Source organism: Cedecea sp. B1(4), from assembly GCF_059414925.1.
This window is the reverse complement of sequence record NZ_JCAHMZ010000002.1, coordinates 146,779-160,355: the sequence shown is the minus strand read 5'-3', so window position 1 is coordinate 160,355 and position 13,577 is coordinate 146,779. Positions and strand designations below refer to the sequence as shown.

General features: G+C 53.6%; 14 protein-coding genes and 3 tRNA genes. 3 read left to right on the top strand and 14 right to left on the bottom strand.

Annotated elements, in window-relative coordinates; translation table 11 throughout:
- Window positions 1–36: 36 nt before the first annotated feature.
- The 7 genes from ACR6JA_RS04190 to uvrY form a co-directional block, all read right to left on the bottom strand.
- Window positions 37–780, bottom strand: coding sequence for an alpha/beta hydrolase (locus tag ACR6JA_RS04190; RefSeq protein WP_494492937.1), 744 nt, complete (start codon window positions 778–780; stop codon window positions 37–39).
- A 122-nt stretch (window positions 781–902) separates the two neighbouring features.
- Window positions 903–988 (bottom strand) — tRNA-Leu (locus tag ACR6JA_RS04185).
- A gap of 12 nt (window positions 989–1,000) precedes the next feature.
- Window positions 1,001–1,074: transfer RNA gene (locus tag ACR6JA_RS04180), tRNA-Cys, on the bottom strand.
- Window positions 1,075–1,123: 49 nt separating this feature from the next.
- Window positions 1,124–1,199 (bottom strand) — tRNA-Gly (locus tag ACR6JA_RS04175).
- Window positions 1,200–1,366: 167 nt separating this feature from the next.
- Window positions 1,367–1,915 carry a CDP-diacylglycerol--glycerol-3-phosphate 3-phosphatidyltransferase gene (pgsA, locus tag ACR6JA_RS04170; protein WP_008453839.1) on the bottom strand — a complete coding sequence of 183 codons (549 nt, stop codon included), beginning with the start codon at window positions 1,913–1,915 and terminating at the stop codon, window positions 1,367–1,369.
- A gap of 57 nt (window positions 1,916–1,972) precedes the next feature.
- The gene (gene uvrC, locus ACR6JA_RS04165) at window positions 1,973–3,805 is read right to left on the bottom strand and encodes an excinuclease ABC subunit UvrC (RefSeq protein WP_008453838.1); all 1,833 of its coding nucleotides are present in this window, start codon (window positions 3,803–3,805) and stop codon (window positions 1,973–1,975) included.
- Entirely contained in the window at window positions 3,798–4,454 is a 657-nt protein-coding gene (uvrY, locus tag ACR6JA_RS04160; protein ID WP_008453836.1) for a UvrY/SirA/GacA family response regulator transcription factor, read from the bottom strand. The genes uvrC and uvrY overlap by 8 nt, the downstream gene beginning before the upstream one ends.
- A gap of 481 nt (window positions 4,455–4,935) precedes the next feature.
- Here uvrY and ACR6JA_RS04155 point away from each other — a divergent pair, with 481 nt between their 5' ends.
- Window positions 4,936–5,160 (top strand): DUF2594 family protein, encoded by a 225-nt coding sequence (locus ACR6JA_RS04155; protein ID WP_008453834.1) that lies wholly within the window; start codon window positions 4,936–4,938, stop codon window positions 5,158–5,160.
- A gap of 68 nt (window positions 5,161–5,228) precedes the next feature.
- On the opposite strand, the gene sdiA is transcribed toward ACR6JA_RS04155, so the two are convergent.
- Window positions 5,229–5,951: a quorum-sensing transcriptional regulator SdiA gene (gene sdiA / locus ACR6JA_RS04150; protein ID WP_213717058.1), complete on the bottom strand. Its 723-nt coding sequence runs from the start codon at window positions 5,949–5,951 to the stop codon at window positions 5,229–5,231.
- 153 nt (window positions 5,952–6,104) lie between these two features.
- On the opposite strand from sdiA, the gene ACR6JA_RS04145 reads away from it, so the two are divergent.
- Window positions 6,105–7,466 (top strand): CoA transferase, encoded by a 1,362-nt coding sequence (locus tag ACR6JA_RS04145; RefSeq protein ID WP_494492936.1) that lies wholly within the window; start codon window positions 6,105–6,107, stop codon window positions 7,464–7,466.
- A 19-nt stretch (window positions 7,467–7,485) separates the two neighbouring features.
- Here ACR6JA_RS04145 and tcyN read toward each other — a convergent pair whose 3' ends face one another.
- The 6 genes from tcyN to fliA form a co-directional block, all read right to left on the bottom strand.
- On the bottom strand, window positions 7,486–8,238 hold the full coding sequence (gene tcyN / locus ACR6JA_RS04140; protein WP_213716408.1) for an L-cystine ABC transporter ATP-binding protein TcyN: 753 nt from the start codon (window positions 8,236–8,238) through the stop codon (window positions 7,486–7,488).
- Window positions 8,235–8,903 carry a cystine ABC transporter permease gene (gene tcyL, locus ACR6JA_RS04135; RefSeq protein ID WP_008453825.1) on the bottom strand — a complete coding sequence of 223 codons (669 nt, stop codon included), beginning with the start codon at window positions 8,901–8,903 and terminating at the stop codon, window positions 8,235–8,237. Before tcyL ends, tcyN begins: the two co-directional genes overlap by 4 nt.
- 34 nt (window positions 8,904–8,937) lie before the next feature.
- Window positions 8,938–9,924, bottom strand: a complete 987-nt coding sequence (gene dcyD, locus ACR6JA_RS04130; protein WP_213716410.1) for a D-cysteine desulfhydrase — start codon at window positions 9,922–9,924, stop codon at window positions 8,938–8,940.
- Window positions 9,925–10,042: 118 nt separating this feature from the next.
- Complete coding sequence (tcyJ, locus tag ACR6JA_RS04125) at window positions 10,043–10,843, bottom strand: cystine ABC transporter substrate-binding protein (protein WP_213716412.1); 801 nt, start codon at window positions 10,841–10,843, stop codon at window positions 10,043–10,045.
- Between the two features lie 85 nt (window positions 10,844–10,928).
- Window positions 10,929–11,474, bottom strand: coding sequence for a flagella biosynthesis regulatory protein FliZ (gene fliZ / locus ACR6JA_RS04120; protein ID WP_008453818.1), 546 nt, complete (start codon window positions 11,472–11,474; stop codon window positions 10,929–10,931).
- Window positions 11,475–11,512: 38 nt separating this feature from the next.
- Window positions 11,513–12,232, bottom strand: coding sequence for an RNA polymerase sigma factor FliA (fliA, locus tag ACR6JA_RS04115; protein WP_008453816.1), 720 nt, complete (start codon window positions 12,230–12,232; stop codon window positions 11,513–11,515).
- A gap of 387 nt (window positions 12,233–12,619) precedes the next feature.
- On the opposite strand from fliA, the gene ACR6JA_RS04110 reads away from it, so the two are divergent.
- Entirely contained in the window at window positions 12,620–13,576 is a 957-nt protein-coding gene (locus ACR6JA_RS04110) for an ATP-grasp domain-containing protein (protein WP_494492935.1), read from the top strand.
- Window position 13,577 lies beyond the last annotated feature (1 nt).

Genomic DNA, 13,577 nt, shown 5'->3' with positions numbered 1-13,577 from the left:
GCGTAGTGTACCCGTTCTACGCGCGACGAGTCATTTTCATTCCGCTTTCGTCAGGCACTCCACCAACAATTGACAGGTTTTGTCGTAGAGCGAGGGGTTGTGCTGCAGCGCCTGCCAGACGCTGTTGTGGTCGGCACCCGGCACTGTCAGCAAAGCATGTTTGCCCTGCCCCGACGCCGAATCATAAAGCCGTTGCGGGATCTCCGCCGGGATCACCCGGTCTTCAGCCGCGGCGATGACCAGAACATTACCGCCAAACTCAGTCACGGCCTGCCAGGCGTCACTTTCGGCCCAGCTTCGCGGCTGGCGGATAATGGCGGAAAATTCAGGCCCGAAGTTTACCCGGTAAGCCGAAGGGTGGTACACGCCCGGCACCATCAGGATAAGGGAACGCAGAGATACAGATCTGCTCAGTTGCAAAGCGTTGTACGCCCCCATGCTGACACCTATGCAGCCGGTCAGCTGAGAGCCTAAATGTTCGGCAACCGCCAGGGCCTGGTCTGTGCGGCTGATTAAAGAAGATTGAAAGAGATCGCCGCCAGTTTCCCCGTGGCCGATGCAATCAAAAGCCGTACTGCCAAAGCCCAGCTCAGCCATTAAGTACCGGTAGCGAAGGCTCGCCTCGCGGTCTTTTGAACCTCCGTGGATCATCAGGACGTGGCCTTTACTGGCGAAAATGCTGTCAGCCTTGAGCGCGCGGCCCTGGAAAGCGACATCAAATGGGTGTCGGGAGAAAATGTTCATCGTTACCAGATGGAATGCCAGGGAAGGGTTTAGCATGGCATGCTTTTAGCGGAACAGGCAGGATAATTTTCAGAATGGCAAATCGCAGGCAATAAAAAACCACCCGAAGGTGGTTTACACGACACTGCTTATCATTGATTTTATTCTTTTTATTCCCATGGTACCCGGAGCGGGACTTGAACCCGCACAGCCATAAGCCGAGGGATTTTAAATCCCTTGTGTCTACCGATTTCACCATCCGGGCTCGGGAAGAAATTGGAGGCGCGTTCCGGAGTCGAACCGGACTAGACGGATTTGCAATCCGCTACATAACCGCTTTGCTAACGCGCCAAAATCTTTTGCCTTTTCAGGCGGCAACAGAAATTCTATTACCTGAATTTGGAGCGGGAAACGAGACTCGAACTCGCGACCCCGACCTTGGCAAGGTCGTGCTCTACCAACTGAGCTATTCCCGCTTTTTGTACAAGTGATTGTTGGTGGCTATTAAGCTAATCACTTGATTTTATTATCTTCCGGCAAACCTCGCTGCCTTTCGATGCGTTGCATTCTACTTACCTGACGCAATGAGTCAATGAAATTTTCTAACACCACGAATCGTTTGCTGAATTTTGCGCCGGATAGATCACGGTTCGAGCAAATCACCACGTGCCGCGGCCAAATATTGGAACATTGACCAGAACGTTAGCACCGCCGCAACGAAGAAAAGCGCGATACCGGTGTACTCAATCCACATGTTTGGCCGCCAAAGCATGCCAATCAGCGCCAACATTTGCGCCATTGTTTTGGTTTTACCGATCCAGGAAACCGCCACACGGCTGCGCTTACCAATTTCCGCCATCCATTCACGCAGCGCGGAAATAATAATCTCTCGGGCGATCATCGTGGCCGCAGGCAACGTCACCCACCAGGCGTGATAATGCTCGACCACCAGCACCAGCGCCACCACCACCATCACCTTATCGGCAACGGGATCGAGAAACGCGCCGAAGCGGGTGCTTTGGTTCCAGCGACGCGCGAGAAAACCGTCAAACCAATCGGTTATGGCCGCCAGCCAAAAAATGAAAGCGCAAAGGAAAGGTGCCCAGTTGAACGGCAGATAAAACGCCAGCACAAAGAACGGGATAAGGATGACACGAAACAGCGTGAGCAGTGTTGGGATATTGAATCGCATAGTGCCAGTTAACTATCTGTCATAAGTGGAAATTGTCTCTATGTTGCTACAGAGCCCTTAATGTTTCAACGAGTAGTAGATCTTTTCTGCCAATGCCTGCGAGATGCCCGGCACTTTTGCGATCTCCTCGATGGAGGCGTTGATTAACGGTTGCAATCCGCCCATATACTTCAGCAGCATCTGACGGCGCTTTGGCCCGATGCCTTCAATCGTCTCCAGCGAACTGGTGCTTTTCACCTTCGCTCGTTTTTTACGGTGGCCGGAGATCGCATGATCGTGTGAATCATCGCGAATGTGCTGGATCACATGCAGCGCTGGAGAATCCGGCGGTAAAGAGAACCCCTCACCTTCCGGCTCAAAGAATAATGTTTCCAGCCCGGCTTTGCGGTCGCTGCCTTTGGCCACGCCCAACAATAAAGGATGGTGTTTATCCCAGGGCACGTCCAGCTCGGCAAACACCGCCTTCGCCTGCCCCAACTGCCCCTTCCCGCCGTCAATCAGGATCACATCCGGGATTTTGCTTTCTTCTATTGCTTTACCGTAGCGGCGGCGCAGCACCTGATTCATGGCGGCGTAGTCGTCCCCCGGCGTAATACCGGTAATATTGTAGCGGCGGTATTCCGCCCGAAGCGGGCCGTTACTGTCGAACACCACGCAGGAAGCGACGGTTTGCTCCCCCATCGTATGGCTGATATCAAAACACTCCATCCGCTTCACTTCAGGAAGTTTTAGCACTTCGGCCAGTGCTTTCAGGCGTTGCTGGATGGTGGACTGCTGAGAAAGTTTTGTCACCAGCGCCGTTGCTGCGTTGGTGCGGGCAAGCTTCAGGTAACGCGCCCGATCGCCGCGAGGTTTAGTCTGCACATTCACTTTACGCCCGGCCAGCTCGCTCAACGAATCCGCCAGCAGAGATTTGTCCGCCAGCGCGAAGTCGAGCAGGATTTCAGACGGCAGCGTGCGCATCTGGCTGCCCTGGAGATAGAACTGCCCGACAAACGTCTCCACCACTTCGCTAAGTTCGGTGCCTGCCGGGACTTTCGGGAAGTAGCTGCGGCTGCCCAATACTTTGCCCTGACGAATGAACAAGACGTGTACGCAGGCCATGCCCGCATCAAAGGAGACGCCAATAACGTCGAGATCGTCGCCGGTGTTGGAGACAAACTGCTTCTCGGTAATCCGCCGGACCGCCTGAATTTGATCGCGGATCCTCGCGGCCTCTTCAAATTCAAGATTTTTGCTCGCCGCTTCCATGCGGGAAATAAGCTGCGTCAGCACCTGATCGTCCTTCCCGGCTAAAAACAGGCGAACATAGTCCACCTGCCGGGCATAGTCTTCTTCTGTGACCAGACCTGAAACACAGGGGCCAAGACAGCGGCCGATTTGATACTGAAGGCAAGGCCGCGAGCGGTTACGGTACACGCTGTTTTCACACTGGCGAACCGGAAAGACTTTTTGCAGCAGCGCCAGCGTTTCCCGCACCGCATAGCCGTTAGGAAACGGGCCAAAGTATTCTCCCTTCGCGTGCTTCGCGCCGCGGTGCATCGCCAGCCGCGGATGGCTGTCGGCGCTCAGGAAGATAAAGGGATAGGATTTATCGTCTCGCAGCAGCACGTTGTAGCGCGGCTGATAGAGCTTGATGTAGTTATGCTCCAGCAGCAAAGCCTCGGTTTCCGTGTGGGTCACCGTGACATCAATGTGCTGGATCAACGCCACCAGCGCCTCAGTTTTACGGCTGGCAAGATTCGTGCGGAAGTAGCTGGAGAGGCGTTTCTTCAGGTCTTTAGCTTTGCCGACATAGATAACCGTGCCGCCGGCATCGTACATGCGGTAGACGCCGGGCTGGCTGGTTACCGTCTTGAGAAAAGCCCGGGAATCAAAAGGTTCACTCACTGCTGATTAACGTCTCCGCATTGAATAACCCGTGGCGAATCGCCAGGTGCGTCAGCTCCACGTCCCCGCTGATATTCAGTTTACTAAACATGCGGTAGCGGTAACTGTTCACCGTTTTAGGGCTGAGATTAAGCTGCTCAGAGATCTCATTGACCTTCTGGCCTTTGGTGATCATCAGCATAATCTGTAATTCACGCTCAGACAAACTGGCAAAGGGGGATTCTGCCTCGGGTGCTATCTGGCTTAAGGCCATCTGTTGGGCAATGTCGGAGGCGATGTAACGCTGGCCCGCATTAACGGAACGAATAGCATTTACCACGTCCTGAGGCGCTGCGCCTTTACTTAAATACCCTGCCGCACCGGCCTGCATGACTTTGGCAGGCAGCGGGTTCTCAGTGTGGATAGTCAACATGATAACTTTGATATCTGAAGAGTAGCGGGCAATTTTGCGGGTGGCTTCCAGGCCACCGATCCCCGGCATATTCATATCCATTAATACGACATCGACCGGATTACTGCGGCACCATTTGATGGCATCCTCACCGCAGTTCACTTCACCCGAGACTTTGATGCCTTTAATCTCTTCCAGAATGCGTCGTATCCCTGCGCGCACCAGTTCGTGGTCATCAACAAGAAGAACGTTGATCAAAGGGCTATTCTCCAGAAAGGGATAACGCTGCTGATAGCTAATTTGCCATATATTAACGTTTTTCCAGCAACATTAAAATCCAAATTGCGGTCAGCACATTCTGTTAACACTTAAGAAGGATATATCTTTACTTTCAGACCTTTTTCTGCGGCACACTTCAACATTCTAAACACCGTGTTCAGGCGATTATTCTCTGATTAAAAAACAGCTAATTATCAAAATGCGACCATCATCAAGAATAAAATCTTTCTTCTCTCTCTTTATTTAACGTTAGTTAAACGAGAGCGAAACAATTTTTTTAATTCTCATCTCTTCCTGCGGGAATAACCCTGAGCAAGGGTTGTTTATTACCATAAACATTCAGACGCATTCTCATTCATCGAACATGAATAATTCTGATGAATGTTATGGTATACTCCGCCGCCTTATGAATATCACTGTGCATAATGGCAGCGTACAAACTAAGCATTGAGGAAAGTAAATGAGCACTCCAGATTTTTCCACCGCCGAAAACACCCGTGAACTGGCACAAGAAGTCACCTGTCTGAAGACGCTGTTAACCCTGATGCTGCAGGCTATGGGCCAGGCCGATGCGGGCCGCGTTATCCTGAAAATGGAAAAGCAGATCGCTCAACTGGAAGACCCAACTCAGGCTGAAGTATTCAGCAATACCGTTAAGCAAATTAAACAGGCTTACCGTCAATAAGCCGGGGCGGCTGGCAGAATCCGGGTTCGCCAGCCGTCAGCACCTGACGCAACACTTGCCCTCCAGGTTCAGATAATCCCCATCGCCGCCGCATAGCAGGCTATCTGCGTCTTGTTTGGCGCGTTGAATTTCTTCTGCATATTCTTCTGATGGAAGTTCACCGTGTTCTCAGAAATGGATAGGATAATCGCAATTTCTGCCGACGTTTTCCCTTCGCCGGTCCACTGAAGAATCTCTCTTTCGCGCTTGCTGAGCTTCATGTCAATCATCCCGACCGACGGATCGTCCAGCCGATTTAACGTCGCCATACTCAGCTCGGCCAGGTAACTCAGCCGCAGCCCAAGTTCATCTTCCGACACAAGTTCCTTGCGAACGCCAGAGCGTGAAACAGAGAGAAAACCCGCAGTACGATTAGGGGCCATCACGCAATGTGTGCGCCCGGTCGCCAGACCGTGATCGCGCGCGGCATCCCAAAGCTCACGAGATTCAGCAAACAGGGCATCGCTCCAGATTATTTCACCCCGCATGAAATTAGACTGTTTCAATACCGGGTCAATGGCAAAATAGTTTTCAGTAACATACCACTCCAGCCATTTTTGCGGATAAGAACTCTGCAATGATAATTTAGGCCGCGTAAAAGGCACCGGGTGCCGAACACACAGCGAAAAATAATCAAACTCGAGGCGCTGAGTTTGTTGTTGAACTAAAGTTTGTAATTCGCTGGCTTGAGTAATTGACAGGAAAAGTTCGAGCGCTTCCCGTCGCCAGCTAAAAAAGTTACGTTCCAGCATTATATCTGGCGTCTCTCCTGGCGCTAAAAAGTATTTCATTAATAGAATGTAATAAGCTAACACATTTATTAAACTAATTAATGTGATTTATGGTTTTTCCGCCACAATTCTTCGGTTTTTACATATGTCAGGAAAAATTTACTGGAGCTCTGTATGGTTAAATCTTCGTTTTCCCTCCTCTTCGGATCAATGGTCCGGGATCTGGGGCTGGAAATCGCTCAGCCGTCAGTGGCCGTGACGGGTAAAGGTGAGCTCAGTTCCCGTTTTCCTGTGACCGAATTAGCCACCGCCAGCCTGGCGACGGCGGGTTGTGCCCTGAGAGCGCTTCTTGCTCGCCCGGATGCGCCGCTTTATATAGACCAGCGGCTTGCCTCATACTGGTTTTCAAGCAGCCATTTCCCCGTGAACCGCGCTCCCGCCGCACTGTGGGATGAGTTTGCCGGCGATTATGCCACTCGGGACGGCTGGATCCGCCTGCATACCAACGCGCCGCATCACCGCCGGGCAATGGAAAGCATCCTGGGTGTGAGCAAGGATAAATCAGCGCTCGCCCAGCGAGTTACCGCGTGGGGAAAAACTGAGCTTGAAGCGGCGATCGTTGCCGCAGGCGGATGCGCGGCAGCGATGTTAAGCCACGACGAATGGCTGAAGCATCCGCACGGGAAAACCGTTGCGGCAGAGCCATTGTTCTGGCAGCAACTCCACGCCGAAGCCCCTCGCCCTGCATTAGCATTGCCACCAGCCCGCCCACTGGCAGGCCTCCGCGTGCTGGATCTCACCCGTATTATTGCTGGCCCGGTTGCCACCCGACTTCTGGCCGGGCTTGGGGCGCAGGTGCTGCGCCTTGATCCCCCTGAATGGGAAGAGCCGACGCTGGTTGAGGAAGTTACTCTCGGGAAAAAATGCGCGAGGCTCGACCTCAGATCTGCCGAGGGCAGAGAGCAGTTCAAGGCCCTGCTCGCCGACGCCGATGTGCTGGTGCATGGCTACCGGGCGGATGCTCTGGAAGCCCTGGGCTTTGATGCCGAAACCCGACAGCAGCTCTCTCCCGGTCTGATAGACGTGTCGCTCAACGCCTGGGGATGGCACGGGCCGTGGCGTAACCGCCGTGGTTTCGACAGCCTGGTCCAGATGTCCAGCGGTATCGCCGAAGCGGGCATGCACTGGAAAAATACCGGGCGGCCACACCCGCTCCCCGTTCAGGCACTGGATCACGCCACGGGTTACCTGCTTGCCGCTGCATTGCTAAAAGGTCTCAAAGTCCGGCATGAACAGCGCCTGGGCTACAGCGCACGCCTGTCGCTCGCCCGAACGGCCGCTTTATTAATGTCTTGCCCGGCAGGAGGTCAATCAGCGCTTGCCGTTATCGGCCCGCATGATTACCAGCCGATGATGGAGTGGTCTGCCTTTGGGCTAGGAAACCGGTTGAACTTCCCGCTGAGACTGGCAGGCACGCCGGTTATCTGGGGCACACCACCGGCGGCACTCGGCTCCGCGAAAGCCGCCTGGGGGTGAAACCAGACCTACCTCGCGGTTACTGGGTCAAAAACTTCTCCAGAAATTGCCGCGTGCGCGGCTGCTGTGGGCTGGCGAAAAGCGCTTTTGCCGGCCCCTGCTCTACAATCTTGCCCTGATCCATGAATATCGCCCGGTCGGCCACATCGCGAGCGAAGCTCATTTCGTGGGTCACAATGACCATGGTGCGTTTTTCATTCGCCAGCTGGCGAATAGTATTCAGCACTTCACCCACCAGCTCAGGATCCAGCGCCGAAGTCGGTTCATCGAACAAAATAACTTCTGGCCGCATGGCTAACGCCCGGGCAATCGCCACCCGCTGCTGCTGCCCGCCTGACAGGCGACGTGGGTAGCTGTTCTCTTTTCCGCTTAAGCCCACCTTCTCCAGCAGCTCGCGCGCCCGGGCAATGGCTTCGGCTTTCGGCTCGCCCTTAACGATGACCGGGCCTTCGATAATATTTTCCAGCACCGTGCGGTGTGGAAAAAGATTGAAGCTCTGGAACACAAACCCCACCTGCTGGCGCAGCGCACGAATTTTCTCTTTCTGCTTTGCCAGAGACTGTCCGGCATCAATCGTGATATTCCCCACCTGAATCGTGCCGCTGTCCGGCTCTTCCAGCAGATTAATACTGCGCAATAGCGTGGTTTTTCCTGAGCCGCTTGGGCCGATGATCGCCACCACTTCGCCGGGTTTAACATCCAGATCTATGCCGTGCAGCACCGTCTGCCCGTGGAATTTTTTCACCAGTTTTTTAACGTCAATGGCGCTCATTTCGGCTCCCTGTCCTGGCGATTAAGCTGGTTTTCAAAATAGTTTTGCAGCGTGGAGAGCACCGTCGCCATCACCCAGTAGACCAGGGATGCGGCGAGATACATAGTGAACACTTCCAGCGTGCGGGAGGTGATAAGCTGCGCCTGGCGGAACAGCTCCGGCACCTGAATAGTGGCCGCCAGCGAGGTGTCCTTCACCAGGCTGATAAAGCTGTTTCCCAGCGGAGGCAGCGCCACGCGGGCCGACTGCGGCAGAATCGCGCGGCGCAGCGTTTGCCAGCGAGTCATCCCGATACTGGCCGCCGCTTCCCACTGGCCTTTATCAATAGAGGCAATGGCTGCCCGCAGCGTTTCAGAGGCGTAAGCCGCCGTGTTTAACGACAGGCCAATCATCGCCGACGGGATAGGATCCAGCTCAATGCCAAACTGCGGCAGCCCGTAATAAATCATAAACAGCTGGGCGATTAGCGGCGTCCCGCGAAAAATGGAAACATAAAAACGCGACAGCAGCGAAAAAGGCCAAAACGCCGACAGACGCATCAGCGCCAGCATAAACCCGAGGATCAGGCCAAAAAACATCCCGCCGATACTCAGCTGGAGCGTGAAAACCGCCCCTTTAAGCAGATAAGGTGCTGAATCCAGCACCAGTTGCAAACTTTCTTGCATGGTGATTCCTGATGATTAAGACCAGACCCGCGTCTTACAGATGCGGATGGTAGGCAAACAGCGCCGGCGCTCCGCCGGTATGAATAAAGGCAATGGGCCCCTGATCCTTAAATCTTTTTTGCGCCACGCCGTCAATAAGCCCGGCCATCGCTTTGCCGGTGTAGACCGGGTCAAGCAGGATGCCTTCAAGTCTGGCCAGCAGCTTCACCGCTTCCATCCCCTCTTCATTCGGCGTGCCGTAGCCTGGTGCGAAATAGTCATCCCACAGAATAACTTCGCTGGTCGCGCTAACCTCAAGCGACTTCGCCACGGCCTGCTGCAGGGCGACAACTTTGGGTTTTTGCTGCGCCACGGTTCTGGACACAGTGACGCCAATCAGCTCCACGTCCGGCATCAACTGCTCAAGGCCGACCGCCAGACCAGCATGCGTCCCCGCGCTGCCGGAGGCAACCACCACGGATGACAGGTTCACGGCGTTCTCACACTGCTGGGCAATTTCCAGCGCACTTTCAACATACCCCAGCGCACCTAACGCATTAGAACCGCCGACCGGAATAACATAAGGCCGGAATCCCTGCGCTTCCAGACGCGTAGCAACCGCCTCCAACTGCTTATCCGGGGCGTTCAGCGCCTCGCACATTTCAACTTCGACATTGAAAAGATCGACCAGCAGGCGGTTGCCGTTGGTCAGGTAGTTTTCGGCTTTTGTCCCGATAGGGTTTTCAAGCAGCGCAACGCAATGTAGCCCAAGCTTTGCGGCCACCGCCGCCGTCTGGCGAACGTGGTTAGACTGGATAGCGCCTGCAGTGACCAGCGTATCGGCCCCTTCCCGCAGCGCATCCGCCGCCAAAAATTCAAGCTTGCGCAGCTTGTTGCCGCCCATCGCCATCGGCGTCACGTCATCACGTTTAATATAAATTTCACGGCCAAGATAGTCCGAAAAGCGCGGCAAATATTCCAGCGGCGTCGGTGCGCCAATAAATTCCAGACGAGGAAAACGCGTTAGGTGATGCAGTGACATAGGGCCTCCTGAGCCGATATCAATATCCAGTTTTATTATGCACCAGAGAGACGACTTCATTCTCTGGTGTCAATAAAAAAAGGTGCTGAAATCAGCACCTTTTCACTGTGATACCGCGTTACTTAGTAACGTCCGCACCGAACCATTTATCGGACAGCTTAGCCAGAGATCCGTCTTTCTGCATCTCAGCAATAGCCGCGTCGATGGCTTTCAGCAGATCTTCATTGCCTTTACGCACGGCAACGCCAGCTTCCTGACGGGAGAACGCATCGCCCGCTACCGCCAGCGTATTGTTGGTTTTCTTAACCAGATCCAGCGCAGCGAGACGGTCGACCAGAATCGCGTCAATACGGCCCACGCGCAGATCCTGATATTTGGTCGGGTCATCATCATAGGTACGGATATCTACGCCCGGTACGTTTTCACGCAGCCACTGCTCGTAGTTAGTCCCAAGGCCAACGCCAACTTTTTTGCCCTTCAGGTCGGCGGCGGTTTTAATCCCACCTTCGTTGCCCTTCTTCACCAGTGCCTGAATACCGGAGATGGTGTAAGGGGTGGAGAAGTCGTATTTTTTCTTACGTTCTTCGGAAATGGTGACCTGATTAATCACCACGTCAATGCGTTTAGAATCTAAAGACGCCAGCATGCCATCCCATTTGGTCGGCTTCAGCGCGGCTTTAACCCCCAGGTGCTGAGCCAGTTGCTCGGCAAATTCGACTTCAAAGCCGGTCAGCTTGCCGTCATCGCCCTGGAAGCTGAACGGCGGATAAGTCCCTTCCAGCCCCACCAGCAGCGTGCCACGCTCTTTGACTTTATTCAGAAGATTTTCTGCCGCGAAGGTTTTCATGCTTGCGCCGGCCACCAGAGCAACGGCCAGGACGCCCATCAGCGCCTGACGCCCGATCATTTTTAATTTCATGTTTACCCCGATTATTTACGTTTTTTGTAGTGTAGCGGGCGGCTTCGGGATATATCAAAACCAGTCCGCTACAACTTATGCAAATTTAGTATATATCGGAGGTTGCGCTAATTTCCTGGCTCGGGATCGCATGTCCCTGCACCTGGAATTGCCAGTATTTGCGTAACGCAATGCGGTAATTATTGGTGCTGGTGCGGGGCAGCCAGGCGTCCAGCGTCTCGTCCAGCAGGCCTTGCAGCGAGCCGGGAAGCGGGACTTTATGTTCACTCAGATGGTTACCCAAGCGACGCAGACGAACCACATACTCACGGATCGTGCCATGGCTCATTTCGGTTTGCTCAAACAGATACTGTTTGAAGCCAATAATATCGAAGTAGTTGTTTTGTTCTTTGCAGTGTAAATCACCGCAAAAACGACACAGCGCCATCCACTCTTTCTGCTCGATAAGCCAAGTGGCTTCATCAATAAGCGTATCAAGTTGAGCAATGGTGGCTTTATTGATAATCACCCCGCTGCGCGTGAGCGTGATGCGGTCGAGCAGCTTACTGCAATGTGCACAATGTGTCTGGGTGTGTTTGAAATCTTTGAGATAGCGGCTTAATGGCCGTCTTTTTGACTGCTGCACCGTCATGATAATTCCCAGGTCGTCAGATAATTGTGCGGCACTCCCTACAACTTACCCAGTTTGGTGCGCAAACGCTTGATCGCCTGGCTATGCAACTGGCTAACCCGTGACTCACCCACATCAAGCACCGCGCCAATCTCTTTAAGATTCAGCTCTTCCTGGTAATAAAGCGTCAGCACCAGTTGTTCGCGTTCCGGTAAAGCCTCAATGGCTTCCATTACGCGCTGGCGAAGATTGCTGTCCAGTAATTGCTGTAGCGGGTTTGCCTGCTGGTGTTCCTCGGTGACCAGTTCAATGCTATCGCCATGCTCTTCCCGCCACTCGTCATAAGAGAAGAGCTGGCTGTTATTGGTGTCGAGCAACATCTGGCGATACTCTTCGAGCGGGATGTCCAGCCGCTCCGCGACTTCCGTCTCGGTAGCGTTACGCCCCAGCTCTTGCTCCAGTTGACCAATCGCCTGTGCCACACCGCGAGCGTTACGCCTGACGCTTCGCGGCACCCAATCACGGCTGCGCAACTCATCAAGCATCGCCCCACGGATGCGCTGCACCGCGTAGGTAGTAAATGCCGTTCCCTGCAGGGCATCGTAACGTTCGACTGCATTCAACAACCCGATGCCGCCTGCCTGTAGCAGATCGTCGAGCTCCACACTCGCCGGCAGACGTACCTGCAGGCGCAATGCTTCGTGACGCACAAGCGGTACATAACGCTGCCACAGCGAGTGTTTATCCATTACACCTTCAGCGGTATACAGTGAATTCACGATAAACAGCCCTGCGTTAGTTGAGTTATCGGCATGATTATCCGTTTCTGCAGGGGTTTTAATCGGATGAATAGTGGGTGAAATGGGGGGTTATTTGGAGGTTATGAAGAAATAAACCCCTGGAATTTTAACCATAATGTATGGCAAATCATGTTCTGGCTTACTTAAAAGTATCAATTGGTTGTTAAATATTAACGCCACATACTATAGCGAAACCGGAGAAATTAAGCCGGAGAATCTATCCTGCAAAAAAAGGATAAAATCATCTGTTATTCCAGGCCTGATCTCTGGCAGGTTTATCATACAGTGATAAATATACGCGTCGTTTCTCTGCGGCAAACTTTCCCCTGCCTTCAGGCTAAGCAGATTACAAGACAGGTCATTTACATGAACATTTTAATTACGGCTATAGGGTCGATGTCTGCGCCAGCCGTGATCGATGCGCTGAAACGCACATCCCACACCGTCATCGGGTGTGATATCTACCCCGAGCAATGGGTGTATGCCTCTCGTCTGGTCGACAATTTTGTTCAGGTTCCGCGTGCAACGAATAGCCAAGCCTTTATCGAAAGTATCAATGTGATTTGCGACCAGCATCGCATTGACGCCATCATCCCACTAACCGATGTTGAAGTTGACACGCTTTCTGATGCCCGTGGTGAACTGTGTTCGTCCGCCATGCTGGCGCTAATGGCAGCAGAATCTATCGCGGTTGCCAGGGATAAGCTAACCTGGAGCCAACGATTTTCCCATAACGAGGCGTTTCTCTCGCTGCCTACTGTCGCCCTCGCTAAGTCCCAAACGCTTTCATTTGGTTTCCCGATTATCCTTAAACAGAGGAATGGCCGCAGCAGCGAAGGGCTTCGCCGCGTAGAGACCCAAGCCGAACTGATTGAGCTACGTCAGCGGCTGAACGGCAACGACTGGATTGTCCAGCCGTTTCTGCCGGGAGATGTTCACGTCATTGATATTGTCCGGCAGCGCGAGACCGGCGAATGGGCGGGCGTTGCCCGCAAAGAGCTGTTGCGCACCGCGAACGGCGCCGGATTAACCGTTGAGATTATCCAGGATGAGGCACTGCTCGCCAAAGCGGCAGAAGTTGCCCGCCTGCTCGACCTGAACGGCTGCATCAATATTGAATTTATGCGCCATTCCACCGGGGATTACCTGATGGACATCAACCCCCGCTTCTCCGCCGGGGTCGAATTTTCGGTCATGGCAGGCTACGACATGATTACCAATCATCTTCACTGTTTCACCCGCCAGCCTATTCAACCCGCAGTTGCCGTACAAAACGCCGTCTTTACGCGCCACTACGTCGCTGAGAAATCATTCACAGGATAGA